Annotated in this window: 18 protein-coding genes, 1 other RNA gene and 1 pseudogene; 8 read left to right on the plus strand and 12 right to left on the minus strand. The window is 41.3% G+C overall.

The window, feature by feature from the left end; genetic code table 11:
- Positions 1-99 precede the first annotated feature (99 nt).
- The 3 genes and pseudogenes from ABD873_RS05535 to ABD873_RS05545 form a co-directional block, all read left to right on the plus strand.
- Positions 100-1,431, plus strand: a pseudogene (locus ABD873_RS05535) (IS1182 family transposase); the annotation flags it as partial.
- A 203-nt stretch (positions 1,432-1,634) separates the two neighbouring features.
- Complete coding sequence (locus ABD873_RS05540) at positions 1,635-2,225, plus strand: nucleotide-binding protein (protein WP_345065764.1); 591 nt, start codon at positions 1,635-1,637, stop codon at positions 2,223-2,225.
- Positions 2,222-2,440: a hypothetical protein gene (locus tag ABD873_RS05545; protein WP_345065767.1), complete on the plus strand. Its 219-nt coding sequence runs from the start codon at positions 2,222-2,224 to the stop codon at positions 2,438-2,440. The genes ABD873_RS05540 and ABD873_RS05545 overlap by 4 nt, the downstream gene beginning before the upstream one ends.
- 429 nt (positions 2,441-2,869) lie before the next feature.
- Here the strand turns inward: ABD873_RS05545 and ABD873_RS05550 are convergent, their stop codons facing one another.
- The 6 genes from ABD873_RS05550 to ABD873_RS05575 form a co-directional block, all read right to left on the minus strand.
- On the minus strand, positions 2,870-3,646 hold the full coding sequence (locus ABD873_RS05550; RefSeq protein ID WP_345065770.1) for a hypothetical protein: 777 nt from the start codon (positions 3,644-3,646) through the stop codon (positions 2,870-2,872).
- A 58-nt stretch (positions 3,647-3,704) separates the two neighbouring features.
- On the minus strand, positions 3,705-4,151 hold the full coding sequence (locus tag ABD873_RS05555) for a hypothetical protein (protein ID WP_345065773.1): 447 nt from the start codon (positions 4,149-4,151) through the stop codon (positions 3,705-3,707).
- Positions 4,118-4,484: a transfer-messenger RNA gene (gene ssrA, locus ABD873_RS05560) on the minus strand. The genes ABD873_RS05555 and ssrA overlap by 34 nt, the downstream gene beginning before the upstream one ends.
- Before the next feature lie 57 nt (positions 4,485-4,541).
- Positions 4,542-5,279, minus strand: coding sequence for a class I SAM-dependent methyltransferase (locus ABD873_RS05565; protein ID WP_345065776.1), 738 nt, complete (start codon positions 5,277-5,279; stop codon positions 4,542-4,544).
- A 219-nt stretch (positions 5,280-5,498) separates the two neighbouring features.
- Entirely contained in the window at positions 5,499-6,383 is an 885-nt protein-coding gene (gene ygiD / locus ABD873_RS05570) for a 4,5-DOPA-extradiol-dioxygenase (protein ID WP_345065779.1), read from the minus strand.
- A 79-nt stretch (positions 6,384-6,462) separates the two neighbouring features.
- Positions 6,463-7,293 (minus strand): AraC family transcriptional regulator, encoded by an 831-nt coding sequence (locus ABD873_RS05575; RefSeq protein WP_345065782.1) that lies wholly within the window; start codon positions 7,291-7,293, stop codon positions 6,463-6,465.
- Positions 7,294-7,531: 238 nt separating this feature from the next.
- Between ABD873_RS05575 and ABD873_RS05580 the strand changes: the two genes are divergently transcribed.
- Together ABD873_RS05580 and ABD873_RS05585 are read left to right on the plus strand one after the other, a co-directional pair.
- Positions 7,532-8,851, plus strand: coding sequence for an ammonium transporter (locus tag ABD873_RS05580; protein WP_345065785.1), 1,320 nt, complete (start codon positions 7,532-7,534; stop codon positions 8,849-8,851).
- Between the two features lie 228 nt (positions 8,852-9,079).
- On the plus strand, positions 9,080-10,990 hold the full coding sequence (locus ABD873_RS05585; RefSeq protein ID WP_345065788.1) for an amidophosphoribosyltransferase: 1,911 nt from the start codon (positions 9,080-9,082) through the stop codon (positions 10,988-10,990).
- Positions 10,991-11,046: 56 nt separating this feature from the next.
- Here the strand turns inward: ABD873_RS05585 and ABD873_RS05590 are convergent, their stop codons facing one another.
- A complete protein-coding gene (locus tag ABD873_RS05590; protein WP_345065791.1) occupies positions 11,047-11,433 on the minus strand; it encodes a YchJ family protein in 387 nt (128 codons plus the stop codon).
- 119 nt (positions 11,434-11,552) lie between these two features.
- Between ABD873_RS05590 and ABD873_RS05595 the strand changes: the two genes are divergently transcribed.
- Positions 11,553-12,056 (plus strand): lipocalin-like domain-containing protein, encoded by a 504-nt coding sequence (locus ABD873_RS05595; protein WP_345065794.1) that lies wholly within the window; start codon positions 11,553-11,555, stop codon positions 12,054-12,056.
- A gap of 57 nt (positions 12,057-12,113) precedes the next feature.
- On the opposite strand, the gene ABD873_RS05600 is transcribed toward ABD873_RS05595, so the two are convergent.
- Positions 12,114-13,319 carry a pyridoxal phosphate-dependent aminotransferase gene (locus ABD873_RS05600; RefSeq protein ID WP_231561581.1) on the minus strand — a complete coding sequence of 402 codons (1,206 nt, stop codon included), beginning with the start codon at positions 13,317-13,319 and terminating at the stop codon, positions 12,114-12,116.
- 123 nt (positions 13,320-13,442) lie between these two features.
- On the opposite strand from ABD873_RS05600, the gene ABD873_RS05605 reads away from it, so the two are divergent.
- A complete protein-coding gene (locus tag ABD873_RS05605) occupies positions 13,443-14,402 on the plus strand; it encodes a bile acid:sodium symporter family protein (RefSeq protein WP_345065802.1) in 960 nt (319 codons plus the stop codon).
- 29 nt (positions 14,403-14,431) lie between these two features.
- On the opposite strand, the gene ABD873_RS05610 is transcribed toward ABD873_RS05605, so the two are convergent.
- The 4 genes from ABD873_RS05610 to panB all read right to left on the minus strand — a co-directional run bounded on the left by ABD873_RS05610 (position 14,432) and on the right by panB (position 17,806).
- Positions 14,432-15,217: a murein L,D-transpeptidase catalytic domain family protein gene (locus ABD873_RS05610; RefSeq protein ID WP_345065805.1), complete on the minus strand. Its 786-nt coding sequence runs from the start codon at positions 15,215-15,217 to the stop codon at positions 14,432-14,434.
- Between the two features lie 84 nt (positions 15,218-15,301).
- A complete protein-coding gene (locus tag ABD873_RS05615; protein WP_039054393.1) occupies positions 15,302-16,333 on the minus strand; it encodes a L,D-transpeptidase family protein in 1,032 nt (343 codons plus the stop codon).
- 43 nt (positions 16,334-16,376) lie between these two features.
- Positions 16,377-16,976 (minus strand): hypothetical protein, encoded by a 600-nt coding sequence (locus ABD873_RS05620; RefSeq protein ID WP_345065808.1) that lies wholly within the window; start codon positions 16,974-16,976, stop codon positions 16,377-16,379.
- 14 nt (positions 16,977-16,990) lie between these two features.
- Positions 16,991-17,806 (minus strand): 3-methyl-2-oxobutanoate hydroxymethyltransferase, encoded by an 816-nt coding sequence (gene panB, locus ABD873_RS05625; protein WP_345065811.1) that lies wholly within the window; start codon positions 17,804-17,806, stop codon positions 16,991-16,993.
- A gap of 110 nt (positions 17,807-17,916) precedes the next feature.
- On the opposite strand from panB, the gene ABD873_RS05630 reads away from it, so the two are divergent.
- Positions 17,917-18,660: an RluA family pseudouridine synthase gene (locus ABD873_RS05630; RefSeq protein ID WP_345065813.1), complete on the plus strand. Its 744-nt coding sequence runs from the start codon at positions 17,917-17,919 to the stop codon at positions 18,658-18,660.

The following is an 18,660-nucleotide window of genomic DNA, read 5'->3' on the forward strand; positions in this document are numbered from 1 at the left end:
TTTTGAAAGCGACAAACAGGCGTGTTAGGGTGTTTAGGTTTAGGTTAATTTGATGAGAATTTTGTAAAATTATGCAGTCTTAATTTGGGGAAGTCGACAAAGGTACTGTTCTACGCCTACCTGAGCAATATCTATTCGTGCCGTAAGATTGAAAGGGCCCTACAGGAGAACATCTATTTCATGTGGCTATCAGGGCACAGCACACCGGATTACCGGACAATTAACTACTTCCGTGGCAAACGCCTTAAGGGCCATATCCAGTCACTTTTTGCCGATGTTGTCCGTCTGCTTGCTGAACTTGGTTATGTCAGCCTGAAGGTACAGTACATAGACGGAACGAAGATCGAATCGGCAGCCGGTCGTTACACTTTTGTATGGAAGGGCTCGGTGGAAAAGAACAAGGTGAAACTGGAAGCAAAGATAAGCAGCGTGCTGTCTGACATTGAATCACAGATAAGACAGGACCAATCGGAACTGGGCAGGGATGAAACCCCCAGGCCTATTAAGAGCGATGAACTCCGGGACAGACTTTCCGCGCTGAACGAAAAACTCAAAGAAGCAGCAAAACCTACCCAAAAACAGCTTAAAAAGCTGCGGGAAGAGCATCTTCCGAGGCTGGAAAAATACGAGAAGCAACTGGCGGTGCTGGGAGAAAGGAACAGTTACAGCAAGACCGATGTGGATGCCACCTTCATGCGGCTGAAAGACGACCATATGCAGAACGGGCAGCTCAAACCGGCCTACAACACGCAGATCAGTACGGAAGAACAGTTCATTACCCATTACAGTATCCATCAGAGTGCAGGAGATACCACTACGCTGAAAGACCACCTTGACAGCTTCGAAGAAAACTACGGAAGCCAGAGTGATGTAGTGGTGGCCGATGCGGGTTACGGCAGTGAAGAGAACTATGAGATGCTGGAATCAAAGAAAATAGAGGGTTATGTCAAGTACAATTACTTCCATAAAGAGCAGAAACGCGCACAGAAGAACAACCCCTTCCTTTTGCAGAACCTGTACTATAATAAAGAGGAAGACTTCTATGTATGCCCCATGGGACAGAAGATGGAGTTTGTAGGTAAGGGGACGCGCGAAAGCACTAACGGATATACCTCGCAGGTGAGCTATTACAGGGCCAAGCGCTGCGAAGGCTGCCCCATGCGGGGACAATGCCATAAGGCCAAAGGCAACAGGACAATCGAAGTCAACCACCGCCTGAACGAACTGAAGGCCAGGGCACGGGACCTGCTGACCTCTGAAACAGGAAAGTACCACCGGAGCAAACGCCCCATAGAAGTGGAGGCTGTCTTCGGCCAACTGAAAAGTAACAACCGGTTCAACAGGTTCTCGATGAAAGGGCTTGAAAAGGTAGATATCGAGTTTGCCCTGATGTGTATAGGACATAACCTGAGAAAATGGTCGAAAAAACTCCTGAAAACAACTTCGTCTGAACCAAACCACGAACGTAAATACAATAATCCGCTTATTTATGACCAGTCATGGATAAATTACCCATATCAACCGCTGGCGGCCTAGGCTAATCTCCTAAAACCATTACAGACCACAAGCCCATAATAAAACTAAAGAAGGCGCCCTTTTTAGACGCCTTCATTGACGTAAACAAAATCACGACAATGGCGAGAATCGTAACAGTTGCACATCAAAAGGGGGGCGTTGGGAAAAGTACGCTTGCGTTAAATCTTGCTTATAGTTTTGGACGAAATGTGCGTACAGCTTTGACGGACACAGACCCACAAGGCTCAACAATGCAACTGCAAGGAATGGCACAGGGAATAGATATAATACCGTACAATAAAGATACGTTCAGAAAGGATTACGATGTTATATTCGTGGACACACCGCCGTATCTCATGAACAACATGAAACCGATATTTTTGCAATCGGATTTGGTAATCATTCCGACAAAAGCAGGCGTACCCGATATCATGGCCATACGTGCGACCGTAGAACTTGTAAAGGAGGCGCAGAAAGAAAAAAGCGACCTTAAGGCCGTAATAGTTCTGAACATGGTAAAGCCCAGGGCTAACATTACCGAGCAGGCCAAAGAGCAGTTAAAAGAATATGATTTACCCATCCTTTCGGAAGTAGGAGACAGGGTTGCATATACCAATACGTTTCTTACTGGGGGTGTCCATTCGGGAAGTGATGAAACGGCAAAAAAAGAAATCGAGGAGTTAACAAAATCAATATTGGAATTACTATGAGCAAAGACCCATTCGCTAAATTAAAAGATGTCAAAAAAAATGACGTTCCGAAACAAAAAGTAGTGCCAGTAAAAGAGCGTAAGAGAGACGGAGAACAAAGCTATACTTTATGGCTTGACAAGGAAATGATAAAAAAATTAAAGCTTAGAGCTGTTGAGCAAAACACTAATGTTAAATTACTGATTGAGGATGCTATAAAACAATATTTAAAGTAATAACGTATTTAAGTCAATACGTTATTACTTATTTATTAAACACTTTAAAACAATACCTCTTTATTTTTTATGAGGGAATAACATCATTTTTAAAGAGTATACTAAAATACTAATAGAACAAATGTCAACAATAATAACACACGTTGCTTTCAGTAGACTATAATTTTCTTCAAAAAAGATGTTTTGAGGCATTATATATATTAAATACAATGCGGTAAAAATGTTTAATATAAAAGGGGTTTTATTACTTAATGAATTTATCATTATTTTTTTAATTTAATGGAGACCAAAAATCTAAACTTCCTTTACTTGCATCTAATGCAATTAAAATTTGTGTTTTTTGTGTTTGACTTAAATTAGATGTATTAATTACATAATTCTTATAAGAATTTATATAATCTATAATATCTGTTTTTGTCTCTAAATAATTTAATCCGTCAAAAAAATATCAGATACTGTAGTCAAATAATTGTCATCATTTATTGTTGATTTCACAAAATTTTTGCTATTGCTCACACTTACTTCTGAACTAAAAGTATTTAAAGTATTATTAATCAATGATTGATAATTATTAACAATATATAGTTCATTATTAGTTAAATTAGTGAATGGAGAATTTTGTGAAGGATTTTCACTAGGTTCCGCTCCATGATTATTAAGGATTAAAGAATTTAAAACTCTATTATGACCATCATAAGCTGATTGGTTAACATCACCTAAAATTGGTTCCGCCTCATTTGATAAAGCGTGATTGATTAAAGTAGTATCTGGTACTTCATCCGAGGCTGCGTATGAAGCTGCTCCTCCTACAACGACAGCACCTACTGTTGCACCAACAGCAGCTCCGCTTACAGTTCCCATACCAGGGACAGTTACAGTTCCTGCAAGACCACCGATTTTACCACCTGCCCAAGTTCCTGCCCATGCTCCTGCTACATCAGAAGAAAAAACAGCACAAAGCTTTTTAAAAGATAACGGCTTATCTGGTAAAGTGGGGTCATCAGGCGTTGTTAATTCATTAGATGCTAGTTTGCTTTTTGTGAAAAGATTTTTTACTGCAAAATTACCATTAATTGCTTTTAATTCGGAGTTTAAAAGCGTTAGTTTTTCATCTTGAATTAAATCTTCTGATCTTTTTTCACAAGATGATAATGCGAATGATACACAGAGTGTAATCACTGTGAAGAGGTTAGATATCTTTTTCATAATGAATAAATTTATTTGGTTAGTTAAATTTATTATTTTTTTTATTTTATAAAAAAAATTACTTGTTTGGTAAAATTCCTTTTTTCTGGTAAGTTCCAATTATGTATGCAGGCGCATTCTCCACCTTAATTTCCCCTTTTCGTGCTCTCTCGTTAACTTTCTCAATAAACTTGATAAAATCATCGTAACCATCTTTCACAATCAGTATAGCGTATTCCTCGCTAATACCATATGCCATAACCGCTCTAACATTTTTTTGATATTCGATAGGTTCTTTATAGTCTATTTCCAGTTGTTGTGGGTTGTTTTTTGAGGTATCAACATATATTTGAATGAACTCAAAAGAACGCCCTTTTTTATATAGCTGATAGTCAAATGATATATCTGTATGTTCGTTTATCTGTTTTTTTGCGATATCGAGAACGTATTCTTTGAATTGTCCAATTTGTTTAAACTGTTCATTCCCTTTATTTGTGGAGCCGGAGGGATTCGAACCCTCGTCCAAACATAGAATGATTTATGCTTTCTACATGTTTAGCTTCTCTTAGTTTGTCGGGAGAGGGAAGGTGAGAAGCCTACCTATACCGTTCTCCTTAGTTGCTGAATCTCATCACTGCTTAGCAACGTCACAGCGACCAGCTCTATAAGTCGATGCCTCTGATGTTAGGCGATAGAGCAAGGCCTAACGAGACAAAAGCTGAACTTAATTCTAAATTAAGCAGCTAAGGCGTAGTTTTCTTCGCCAGTTATTGTTTTGATAGTGAGATTAAAGTGCTTAACTATCAACGCACTACATGCTTACATAACCATTACTATCCTGTCAATTCCAGTCGACCCCGGTAACAGTATGTTACACAAAAATAATAAAAATCTTCAATGTTGTCAATGAGGAGCTCTATTTCACACGTCCCACACGAAAGATGATAGGGAAGATTACCCTCCGCAATTCGATGTTGCCCCAGGCTTGCCGTAGGTCTTTTTCTATTTCGCTTATGGGGTTATAATTGTTTTTGTTAACAAAATGCTTTACTGCCGACCAAGTGTTGAGGTAGCCTACAAGATGGTCGTACCTCCATAGCTTAATGTTATTTATGGATGGTGTTTCCAGTTCCTTAAACGGGAAAGGGATATACTGATATTGACTTTGCAGATGTTTTCTTTCGGGGTCCCAATATTTTCCTATAATATCTTCGTAAAAGTAGCGTATGATTTTATCAATTTCGGGACTTATGGAACACAACTCATAGCCTATGAGGGCGATAAGACTGTTAGGTTTTCCCACGCGTTTCACCTCCTCGTTGAATTTGTCGATTTCGAACCAATGTACAGCTTGGGCTACCGTGATCAGGTCGAAGCTGTTGTCTTCGAAGCAGGTGCTTTCTGCTGCTTGAACCGAATATTCCACATTGTCAGCCGTAAACGCATGTTGAAGCTGCTCCTCACTGATGTCTGTGGCTTTTACCTTTCTAAACTCTTTGGCTAGCTCTATGGCCAGCTGACCATTGCCGGTACCACAATCCCAAGCGCACTCCTTGTTGGATAGCAAAGGATAAATAAAGTCAAATAAGGCTTGCGGATAGTCCGGCCTATATTTGGCGTATTGCTCCGGCGATGAAGAAAAAATGTTTTTCAAGGCAATAATGGTTTGTTCAGTATAAATATAATTTTTTTTTATTGCATTCTAAAACGGTAGTACTACGACGATATCCTTGGTAGATGTTCATAGCAATACATCGTTGTAAGCAGAGTGTTGAGAGGAAATGTTAGACATTTGCAAGAGGAGTAGTAAGAAAAAACAGGAGGTCGAAGGTGGTGCTCCCTGTTTCATTCTCCAACAAAAGTAGGGATGAGACTATCCTATTTTAAATGAGGTCATCGTCAGCGAGCCTCCTACGGCCGCGTCATTAAAGATTTCTATATGTTCATTTTTTTCTTGCAAGCTTAGTGCATACAGCATAGGAATGAAATGTTCGGGAGTTGGCACCGCCAGCTGAAACTCTTTACCTTGTTTGTAGTATTCTATCAAAGGCTGATGGTTACCTTCACGTATATACTCTTTCATCTTCTCATCTGCGTACTGAGCCCAGTCGTAGGCATATCCCGTCGTGTTGAGGTGCTGCCATGCCACCATACGCAGGTTGTGTACGATGTTTCCGCTGCCTACGATGAGCACACCTTTGTTGCGTAATATGGCAAGCTCTTTGGCCAATGCATAATGGTAGGCAGGGGGCTGTGTGTAGTCTATGCTCATCTGTATCACGGGTACGTCTGCGTCAGGATAAAGGTGTTTGATGACGGACCAGGAACCGTGATCCAGTCCCCACTTGTCGTCAAGATGCACTTCGGCGGAAGTTATTATTTCTTTGGTATATTGTGCCAGCTCGGGGCTGCCGGGAGCAGGGTACTGCACCTCGAAAAGCTCGCGAGGGAAACCACCGAAGTCGTGGATGGTTGGCGGGTTGTCCATGGCGGTGACAAAAGTGCCACGTGTTTCCCAGTGGGCCGATACCACCAGTATCGCTTTGGGTTTTTCTATCTGTGCTCCCACCTTTCGGAATCCCTGTACAAACTCGTTTTCCTCGATGGCATTCATAGGACTACCATGTCCTAAGAAAAGGACAGGCATCTTGGGGCTGTTGTCCAGTTCTTTAGAGAATTTATGCAGTTGGCTCAGCTTGTGTGCCGCACCTGTCAAAGGAAGAGCGGCGGCAGCGGCCAGAAAATCTTTTCTGTTCATAAGCTTATTATCTTCAGATTCAAAGATCGGCAAAAAGGATGGAGGGATGGTATAAATTTTCGGACGAAAAGTTGTGAATTTAGGAAAGCATATTTTTCATCTCTTCTCTAAATTCGGAAGGAGTCTGTCCTGATTTCTTTTTGAATACGTTAGTGAAGTAAGCCTTGTCGCTATATCCCAATTCAAATCCTATTTCTGCTATGCTTTTGTCTGTAGACAGGAGCAGTCTTTTGGCTTCTATAAGTTTTCTCGTTTCGATGAGCTCGGATACGGACTGATGCAATATGTTTTGGGTGAGCGTGTTCAGCGACTTGGGACTCATGAAGAGTTTTTCGGCATAGAAGGCAACGCCTTCAGGACGACGGAAATTTTCCTCTAGTATAGTCAGGAAATTTTTGAAGGTTGTATTCTGATTGTTAGTGAGATTTACTGTCGTGGTGCTAACCTTTTTTCTTTCGCTTTCTATTACGGTGAGCAGTGCTGTCAGTAGATCCTTAATGATTGCCAGTTCGCTATTCTGCCGAACATATTCCTCATATATGAGGCGACAAAGTGTGTCTAGCCTTTGTATAGCGTAGGAGGTGGTCAGCCTAAAATTAGCCTGGACATGATAGTAATTGTATAGCTGAAATGTGATTTCCGGAATAAACTCTGTCTTGAAGCGTATTACCCAAAAGTCACATTCGCCTTCAACCTTTTTGGGGCTGGCTCTATGGATTTTCCCTTTCGAAACAAAAGAAATAAAAGGAGCATTGATAGTTTGGGTTTCAAAGTCTATAAAGTGCATAAGTTGTCCCTTGATTCCGATAATCAACTCTTCGAAATCATGCTGATGTGGGTTATTTGGACTTTGGTCTATCTTTTCAGCCTCAAAATGGCCTACTTTATAAATTTTGAATAGCTCATTCATGAATTAAAGATAGAATTTATTGTGTAAAGGCTAAAATTTATTTGTTGTAAAGAGGTTTTTGGTTGTTTTTGTTGTTGTTTTTGGTCTTTTTGTTTATTTGGTTTATTGTTTTTGGGTGTTTTATTGATATTTTTACATATTTTCTTATATAAAATTGATGAAAATTAAATTTTTTGCTTGTTTTTATGGTAAATTAGTTTTTATTTTGAGTCAAAATTGAAAATTAACTATAAAAAATATGCAAAAAGCACAACAAAAATCTTTTTCTCCACTGATCGTGGTGTTTATTTTGGTGATTTTATCTCTTTTTAATCCTTCTGTTCCGAATCATACTAAAGATTATGATTATAATGGGGCAGATATTGCATGGATTTTGACTGCGGCGGCATTAGTTTTGATTATGACGCCGGGATTAGCGTACTTCTACGGTGGGATGGTGAAGAAGAAGAATGTCATCTCGACGATGTTGCAGAGCTTTATCTGTATGGCGGTGGTAGCAGTATTATGGGTTGTGTTTGGTTTTTCTTTGGTGTTCGGCGACTCCATAGGTGGTGTCATCGGAAATCCTACCACATACTTTATGTTCAAAGGTGTGATTGACGGTGAGCCATGGGCTGGCGCGCCGACTATACCTTTTACCTTGTTTGCAATGTATCAGTTGAAATTTGCTATCATCACGCCGGCTTTGATTACGGGAGCTGTGGCGGAGCGCATCAAATTCACTTCATATGTGTTGTTTGTTTGCTTGTTTTTTGTTTTTATTTACGCTCCTTTGGCGCATGCTACATGGCATCCTGACGGCCTGCTATGCAAATTAGGGGTCTTGGACTTTGCCGGCGGTACGGTAGTGCATATGTCGGCCGGCTTGACGGCTCTTGCTGCAGCGATATATATGAAGCAAGGGAAGCAGTTTCACGAGCATACGCCGGCCCGCATCACGTATGTATTATTAGGAACAGGATTGCTATGGTTCGGCTGGTACGGATTCAACGCCGGCTCGGCGTTTGGAGCGTCACAGCTGGCAGCAACAGCGTTGGCGACGACATCCACTGCGTCGGGAGCTGCAGCGCTTACATATATCTTCTTTGATGCGGCAAGAGGTATCAAACCTTCGGCCATGGGAGTATGTATAGGTGTGGTGATAGGCTTGGTAGCCATCACGCCTGCTGCGGGATTTGTAACTATTCCACATTCTTTTGTGATAGGTGCTGTAGCGGCCGTGATAAGCCGTATCTGTATCGAGTGGAGAACGAAGTCCCAGCTTGACGATACTTTGGATGTGTTTCCAAGTCATGGTGTGGGTGGTATGGTAGGTATGGTGCTGACAGGTGTGTTTGCTCATGGCTCTATTAATGAGGCGGTGACGACAAATGGACTTATCTATGGCGAAACAGGTTTGTTCGTAGCCCATCTTATAGGACTGGTAGGTGCGGTAGCATTTACGTTGGTGATGGCATTCATCGTGCTTAAAGCTGTAGATGTAATCACTCCGTTGCGTGTGAAAGAAGAGGACGAAGAAGTGGGGCTGGATATTTCGCAGCACGGCGAAAAACTGTAATAAGATTTCCCTCCTTAATATTATCTAAATTATGATGACTCGGTCAATCCTTCTGGCCGAGTTTTTTTATTTTGTGGAGGGCAAATGTTGAAATTGTGAGGATGAAATGTGTTGAAGTCTAGAGACTTTGTTGTAAAACAGGTGGTATGTATTTTTTTTCTGTAAAAAAGAAGTGGAGGTGTTTTTACACGTTGTAATTTTTGTAACTTTGCAGCATCAATTCAGACTATGAGTGACGCTATAAAACACGAGTGTGGTATCGCACTAATCAGATTATTAAAACCCCTCTCATATTACCAGGAAAAATATGGCACCCCTTACTACGGCATTAACAAACTGTATCTTCTCATGGAGAAACAGCACAATCGTGGTCAGGATGGAGCGGGTATTGCTACTATCAAATTTGATGTAAAGCCTGGTCATCGTTATATAAGCAGATATAGAGCGATGGGGGCATCAGCGGTAGCTGATATTTTTGAATATGTGCAGAAGAAGTTTGAAGCTGTACATAAGGCGTATCCGGAAGAATCTAAAGACCCTCAATGGTTGAAAGAAAATGTAAGCTTCACCGGAGAGGTACTTCTAGGGCACCTGCGCTATGGAACACACGGTAAAAACAGCATAGAAAGCTGCCATCCCTTCTTGAGACAAAACAACTGGATGACGCGTAACCTTGTTGTTGCAGGTAACTTCAACATGACAAATGTAGATGAGTTGCTGCAGCAGCTGTACGATCTGGGACAGCACCCTAAAGAGCAGGCCGATACCGTAACCGTGTTGGAAAAAATCGGTCACTTCTTGGATGTGGAAAACCAAAACCTTTTCGACCAATTTAAAAAAGAAGGTTATTCTAACGTTGAAATATCGGCTCTTATAGCCAAACATATAGACGTTGCCAAGATCCTTACACGCTCGGCAAAAACATGGGATGGAGGGTACACTATTGCCGGAATTATGGGGCATGGTGATGCTTTCGTGATGCGAGATCCTGCAGGTATACGTCCTGCCTTCTACTATCAAGATGAAGAAGTGTTGGTGGTAGCGTCCGAACGCCCTGTCATCCAGACGGCATTTAATGTGCCATTGAATGCGGTGAAAGAGATCAAGCCGGGCCATGCGCTGATTGTGAAAAAAGACGGCACCATCACCGAAGAGATGTTCAGAGAACCTACAGAACAAAAATCTTGTTCGTTCGAAAGAATATATTTTTCTAGAGGCTCGGATGCTGACATCTATCAAGAGCGTAAGAAGCTGGGAATGCTTCTTTGCCCTCAGGTGTTGAAAGCAATCAACCACGACATCAAAAATACAGTATTCTCTTTCATCCCTAACACTGCGGAAGTATCCTACTACGGTATGATGGAAGGGATGAACAAATATGTGCGCGACTATCAGAAAGAAGTGTTGCTGAATCGCAGTGATAAGGTTTCTGATGAGGAGATGAACGAAATATTGAGCTTGCACCCTCGTTTTGAGAAGCTTAATATTAAAGACGCCAAATTGCGTACGTTTATCACTCAAGATGCTGACCGCCAAGACATGGTACAGCACGTTTACGATACTACTTACGGTATTGTACGCGATCATCAAGATACCATCGTAGCTATTGACGACTCTATTGTGCGTGGTACTACACTGAAACAGTCCATCCTTACCATCTTGGACCGTCTGAATCCTAAGAAGATTATCATTGTCTCTTCAGCGCCTCAGATCCGCTATCCGGACTGTTATGGTATTGATATGTCTAGGATGGGTGAGTTTGTGGCATTCGAAGCGGCGATAAATCTGTTGCGCAGAAATGGTATGTCACGCATCATCGACGAGGTGTATCAAAAATGTCTGGCGTCGATTACCCTTCCAAAAGATCAGGTGGAGAACTATGTGAAGGCTATCTACGAACCTTTCACTTATGAGGAAATTTCGGAAGAGATAGCTAACATCGTAAGACCTCACCATCTGAAAGCTGAATTGCAGATTATCTTCCAGACTTTGGAAAATCTTCATGAAGCATGTCCTAACCACCGAGGAGACTGGTACTTCTCCGGTGATTATCCAACGCCAGGAGGAAATAAAGTTGTGAATAAAGCCTTCATGAACTGGGTGGAAGGTAAAAACGTAAGAGCTTATTTCAGTAACTAAAAACGGTTATTAAAATCCATCATAAAGGGCTAATCTACACGATTAGCCCTTCTTTTTTAAGCGAAAATTTTTCCGTCTACATAAAACCACTGCTTGTTAAGCATTTTGAAGGAGGACTTTTCGTGGTGTATATGTGGCTGTCCTTCCTCGTCGAGATAGTGGGCTTTAAACTCTACAGTATTTACTGTGGAGCGTATGATTTCTAGATGTATCCATTTACAAGCCTGTGCCCAAGTGGCAATCTCTTTTTTGTTTTGAAATCTTCGGGTGGTAGGGTGGAATGTGTTATATATGAAATCTATATTTTGCAGGGCAAAAGCACTGTAGCGGGCGCGCATCAAAGCTTCTGCATCCTGAGCAGCCTCCCTGCCGCTATGTATTTTTCCACAACAGTCGGAGTAATTTCGGGCACTTCCACAAGGACAGGTATTGTTGTTCATCATCAGGCTTTTCTTTCCCCAAAATTACGGTTTAGGGGCATATATTTTCATAAAAATGTAAATTGATAAAATTTTTTAAACTAAAAGTTCCCTTTAAGCGTTATCACCGTAAATACTAAACTATGACTTCATTGAAAAACGAAATTGTAGGCTCGTGGAAGTTGTTATCCTATATTGAAATTCCCGTAGGGGGAGATGATTATCAATTTCCGTTAGGCCAAAAACCTAAAGGCATACTGATTTTAAGTCCAGATGGCTTCATGTCGGTACAGATTGCCGTCAATACGTCAAGCAGATATGAAAATGAAGACCGTTTTTCGGTTTCTGATAGTGACCTTGCTGCCAGAGCCAAACAATATATAGCATTTTCAGGAACATATACGATAGATAGTGAATATTCGAGGGTTACGTATAATATTATAACCTCTTTACATCCCAACTGGGAGAGAGAGAAGCAAGTACGAAAGATGGATTTTGAAAAAGATATCATGTATCAGAAGTCCGTGGATCCTGTTCTGTCGGGTGGGCAGTTAGTACATGTGTACATGACATGGCAACGCGTCCACAAGACCGAAGAGATAGAGGCTGAAAGCGAAGAGTTTTCGAGAGGGTTTGGATTCTTATAAAAAGAAAGGGGCTGTTTAGGCCCCTTTTCTTTTAAATAGGATATTATTTAATGGATATTATACTAATTTGGCTAAAGCTTCTTTCATTCTGCGAAGAGCCTCTTTCAGATTTTCGTCTGAAGCAGCATAAGAAAGACGTATATAGTTGTTGTTTCCGAAAGAGTCTCCACCTACGGTAGCAATATGTCCATAGTTCAACAAATATAAAGCTAAGTCTGCAGAATCTTTAATGACATTTCCTTCCGGATCTTTTTTTCCGAAGAAAGAGCTGATTTCAGGGAAGAAGTAGAAAGCACCTTCCGGCATGTTTGTTTTTACTCCTGGAATGTCGTTTAACAGATCATATACAAGCTGGCGGCGGCGTGCGAAGGCTTCTTTCATCTTCTGCACAGACTCCAATCCATCTTGATAGGCCGCAATGCCGGCACGCTGTGCTATAGAGCAAGTTCCCGATGTAGTTTGTCCTTGCAATTTTTCGTTAGCGGCAGCGATTTCTTTGTTGGCTGCTATATATCCCAATCTCCAGCCTGTCATCGCATAAGCTTTTGAGAAGCCGTTTACGATGATTACACGGTCTTTAATACTATCGAATTGTGCTATAGATTCATGTTTGTCTACGAAGTTGATATGTTCGTAGATCTCGTCAGAGATGATAAAGATGTTTGGATATTTTTCGAATACTTTTGCTAGACCTGCCAATTCCTCTTTGCTGTATACCGATCCTGTAGGGTTACATGGTGAGGAGAACATGAACAGCTTTGTTTTAGGCGTGATAGCCGCTTCCAATTGTTCTGGCGTAATCTTGAAGTTGCTTTCTATAGTCGTGTCGATAAATACAGACTTACCTTCGGCAAGGGTTACCATTTCCGAATACGACACCCAATAAGGTGTAGGGATGATCACTTCATCACCTGGATTTATCAGGGTAAGAATCACATTCGACAAAGATTGTTTTGCTCCTGTAGAAATAACAATCTGTGATATATCGTAATCTAGTCCGTTTTCTCTTTTCAGTTTGTCTACTACAGCTTGACGCAGATCCGGATATCCCGCAACCGGCGAATAACGTGTGTAGTTTTCGTCTAAGGCTTTCTTAGCAGCTTCTTTCACATTATCTGGGGTGTTGAAATCCGGTTCACCCACACTGAGGCTGATTACGTTGATGCCTTTTGCTGCAAGTTCACGACCAAGCTTGGTCATTTTCAATGTCGCCGATTCCGACAGGCTATTGATTCTATTGGATAAATATGATGCTGTACTCATAGTGATACAAATATAATTATATATGATTCAAATTAATGAGGTATTTGTTAATAAATTAACAAATTTATAATCCTGTCGTTAAACTATTCCAAAGTGTGTGGGAATGCGTTATATTTGAAAGGCATGATAATAGATCGCTTTATTTTATTTCTGTTTCTTAGCATTGTTGCGGCATATTTTTTTCCTCAGCTGGCACTTCATGGCGACGGAAATACTTTGGAAACAATAAGCACAGTAGGAGTTTCGTTTATTTTTTTCTTTTACGGCTTGAAATTAAGCCTTACTGATATCAAAAATGGCTTGCGCAACTGGAGATTGCATCTGGTCGTACAGTGTATCACATTCGTTTTGTTTCCCGTCATGTTGCTATTGTTAAGACCTTTAGTAGGTCGCGGAATAGATGAAAATCTGTGGCTCTCTTTTTTCTTTTTGGCGGCATTACCTTCGACGGTTTCTTCGTCGGTGGTCATGGTATCCCTTGCCAAAGGAAACGTACCAGCAGCGATTTTCAATGCCAGCATTTCAGGACTCATAGGCGTATTGATTACCCCGCTGTGGATGAGCTTTTTTCTGGTATTTCGTACGGAAAATGTCTTTGTAGATGTTTATGTGGGGCTTTTTACGGAAATCATCCTTCCTGTGATGTTAGGACTTTTGTTGCAACGTTATGCAGGAAATTGGGCTAGAAAACATAGTAAAGCTTTATCTACTTTCGATCGTTTGGTTATCCTGCTGATTGTTTATGGTAGTTTTGCCCATTCCTTTGTCGATGGCATCTTCGGTGAAGTAGGCTACAAGCATTTGGTATTTGTGGCAATGGGTGTGGTGGTTCTCTTTATACTGGTTTATTGGTTGACGCATCTGGTCTCCAAATTATTAGGATTCAGTAGAGAAGATGAGATTACTGCCTTATTCTGTGGTTCGAAGAAGTCGCTTACCCATGGCAGTGTGTTTGGCAAGTTCCTATTCGTTAATAATCCTTATGCGGGATTATATTTTCTTCCGATTATGCTTTATCATGCTTTTCAGATTCTGGTGATAAGCGTGATTGCGAATAATATGCAAAAAAAAATTGACCTCTAGGGTCAGCTTTTTTGCAATAATAGCGGCAATTAATACGTAAAACTGCTTGAGTCAGCATCATCGATATGCTGAGCCAATAAGGACTGACTTTGTTTAAGAATCTTGGACTGGGCCATATAGTCTTGGTCCTGTGCATATATAAAGAGCATGGTGCCGTTTTTTATCGTGTTGATAATCGGCTTAGCAAGCTCACGCGGAAGGGCAGGACAGCCGTAGCTTCTACCCAGTCTTCCGGTAGATTTTATGACGGCTTCACTACAATAATCTGCACCATGGATGACTACGGCCCTCGGTTTAGCCTGGTCGTTAATGCCCTTTTCAAGACCGTTCAATACTAAAGAATAGCCGTTTCCTCCTTGATAGGTGTTTTCCGTAATATAGAATCCCAAAGAACTCTGATGCGAGCCATGTCTATTCGAAAAAGAAGTAGCGTACTTCTCACCACTGTTGCGCCCATGAGACACAATCGTATGATACAGCAACTTCTTGTTTTTGATATCGATGACATAGAGTCTCTTTTCTGTAGAAGGAAGCGTAAAATCTATGATAGATATGATGTTCTTATTTTTCGGATTTAACTGTTCGTAGCCGACCATAGCCTTTTCGAAGGCATCATATTGCAATTTGTCTTCCAACCCTACTTCCTTATAGAGCTTTTCCACCAAGGAACGTTTTTCCACAATTTTATGAGGGGTGAAGTTATCGGCTAGGCTGTCTTTGTGGTCGGTTTGGGAATAGGTTGCCCCGGACTGACTAATAATTGTGACAACACCAGCCAACACTGCTATCATCACAATAAAAATTGAATTTCTCATACGCACTTATCCTTTTGATGACTTACAAAGTTCGTTATCAGTATTTTATAATTGTGTTAATAAATGTTAATTTTTAACTTATGGTTAATCTATGACAATTACAAGTGAAGAATGTGGTTTCACCCAATCGTATATAAATTTAGAATGAGAGGAGGCCGTGCGAACACACATATGTGACCTCGGAATGGTGCCCAAAGTAGGACTGGTTTCAATAATCTGTCCTTTTGGGTTGTTCACAGGAATGCCGTGAATATAGGCTCCATTTGTGAACCGGGAAGCCCATGGAGCAAAACCTTCTATAGAGGTTGTGCCATCCTTGTAATAAAACATTTTGGCTTTACGCTCTTGTACAACAAAAATTCCTACGGGTGTTTCCATAGCGTAGGGAGGTGCATGTCTTCCTGTCGTGGCAGCATTCATACTGCGGACATACCATGTATCCTCCACGTGATCTAGTGTACATATGTTTTGATTTTTGACGTCGACGACAACCACATGTTTGAATGTCACTGTATCTCCGATGAGGATTAGGTAGCGACGCGGGATTTCCCATTCCCCTTCGAAATTGGTTAAGCCTTGCACTTTTACCATCTTTAGGGTGTCGCTACTAAGCAGCTTGACGAGGGAGCCGTCGCGGCCGTAGATTACAGGATGCTTGTCGTTACCTACCTCATAGAGCGGTGCCGATTGGTAGCGCTCTGTGCCTAAGGTGTCGGAAACCCTTTTGTAGGCGTTTCTTTTGTAGTTGGGAACAGTAGGAGCTTCTCCATTTTTATTTTTGTAATTGGAAACTATGGCGTAGAAGTTATTTCCATGCTGTAGATTTTCGATCTGTGCTAGTTTTTCCTTAATTTTTTCCCATTGAAACTGCCGTACGGTATCCTTGTATTTATATGTGTCATCCAAGGTATATCTGTCATACTTTAATTCTTTTTTCAGTTTGATGTCGGCAACAGTTCGAGGTCTTTGCTTTTCGGCTTCTTCTTGTTCTTTACGGACTTTTTCGAGGCTGTCCTGCTTTTGCTGTTCAGCCTTTTCTTGTGTAGAAGGTTTACTGTTGTTCACGCATGAAAGCAGAACCATACTTCCGGTTAATAGGAGAAATATTAAACGCATAAAAGCGATATTTGATTTATTGTTCTAAATCAAATATATCAAATTAAATTACGGGAAACAATTTTGTTTCAATCTCTCTGTCAAAGGATTGAAGGGTGTTGAAGAAAGGTTGTGTATCGCCATTGAGAGCGATAAGATAGGGGATATTCACTGTGTGGGAATGGGTTTTTAGGCTGAAATAGCCTAAGAGTACACCATTGTTTTTCTGTACGGCTTTCACCTCTTTGACTTTTATGGTGTCTGTAAGAAGGTTGAACTTTATTTTTTTGCCATCTGCAAAATCTACCTCCATATCATGTGTGTTGCGGTTGTAGAATATGCGTTGTTTTTTTACGGCTTTAATATGGTTGCTCAATACGAAGAACTGCCCTATAAGATAAAAGCTCAAGGGGAGCATGATTAGCGCTATTTTGAATTTTGCTGCTAGGATGATGCAAACCAACAGAATAAGAACTCCTGTTCCCACGGATAGTAGCGTCTTTCGGAGCAAGGACTTATAGATGGCGAGCGAAGCACTTATGGCGATAATTTCCGACGGGGTGGAAAGTCTTTGCGTATAAGAAGAATTCATACCGCCGAGCTTTCGTACTATCGAGTAGAAAAGTATCGCAATAAGGGCTCCTATGATGATGATTTTGGTCATCTACTCGCTATGGTTTAATATTGTTCGTTCTCGTTAGGATAATCTTTGCTTTTGACGTCGGAAACATATTGTGTAGCCGCGGCGGAGATAGTCTCATACAGGTTGGCGTATTGACGCAAAAACTTAGGCTTGAAATCTTTGGTCATACCCAACATGTCGTTTACTACCAACACCTGGCCGTCGCAACCGCTGCCGGCACCTATGCCTATGGTAGGGATATGCAACATGTTGGAAACCTCTTCGGCTAACTTTGCCGGAATTTTTTCCAATACGATGGCAAAACATCCAGCTTCCTGTAGGGCTAAGGCATCGGATTTGAGCTTTTCAGCTTCCGCTTCTTCTTTGGCGCGTACGCCGAAGTCACCGAACTTGTATATTGACTGGGGGGTAAGTCCCAGATGCCCACACACAGGAATTCCGGCTTTCACAATTTTTTTAATGTTGTCTATAATCTCTATGCCGCCTTCCAATTTTAAGGCGTGCGCTCCAGATTCTTTCATCATGCGTACGGCCGCTTCATAAGCCTTCTCGGTAGAGCCTTGGTATTCACCGAAAGGTAAATCCACCAATACCAATGCTCGTTTTGCGGCGCGTGCCACGGCGGCTGCATGGTATATCATATTATCTAAGGTTATAGGCAATGTCGTTTCATAGCCGGCAAAAACGTTGGCAGCAGAGTCTCCCACCAAGATTACATCTACTCCGGCCTCGTCGAGGATGCGTGCCGTGGTGAAGTCGTAGCTTGTAAGCATGCTGATCTTTTCTCCGCGCATCTTCATCTCCCGAATAGCGGAAGTAGTTACCCTTTTTATGGTTTTATGTACAGACATGTTCAGAATGTTTTGCTGCAAAAATAGGAATTATAAATAGGTATAACCTCATCTTATTGCAAAAAGCGCATTTGTCACAAATACTCATATTGTTTTGCTATTTTTGCAGTATGACGCAAAACGAAAACCGTTTATTTAAATTTCCTAAGTTCTCCGAACTTATCATTCATGAAGATGACAACCTTATAGCCATCAACAAACCGCCGTTCATTGCTTCTTTGGACGAACGGGAGGGAGGTGAGGTCAATATCTTGCGGTTGGCGAAGAAGTACTGGCCTGACGCTCAAGTATGTCACCGTCTGGACAAAGATACTTCCGGCGTGCTGCTAATCGCCAAAAACCCGGAAACATACCGCTTGGTGTCTATAGAGTTCGAACGCCGTCGGGTGAATAAGATTTATCACGCCGTCATCCAAGGGACCCATATTTTCAATGACCTGAAAGTAGACCTGCCGATATTGAATCAAGGTAATAAGAATGTAACGATAGATCGTGCTCGAGGTAAACAGGCCGAAACTATATTCAACAGTATTAAATATTTTAAGCATTTCACGTTGGTGGAATGTAAGCCCATAACGGGAAGGATGCACCAGATACGTATTCATCTGGCTACACAACATGCCGCCATAGTAGGGGATGAGATGTATAAAGGAAAGCCTGTATACCTGTCACAAATCAAAAAAAGGGGATATACCTTATCCAAAAATCAGGAAGAGCAGCCTATCATGAAACGTTTCGCTCTGCATTCTAAAAAGCTGGAGATAAACATCGATGGAAAGCAGTACGTCTTTGAGGCAGAATATCCAAAAGATTTTGCTACCTTACTGAAGCAATTGGAAAAATTTGATACATAA

This window comes from Sphingobacterium thermophilum (genome assembly GCF_039541675.1).
GTDB classification, from domain to species: Bacteria; Bacteroidota; Bacteroidia; order Sphingobacteriales; family Sphingobacteriaceae; genus Sphingobacterium; species Sphingobacterium thermophilum.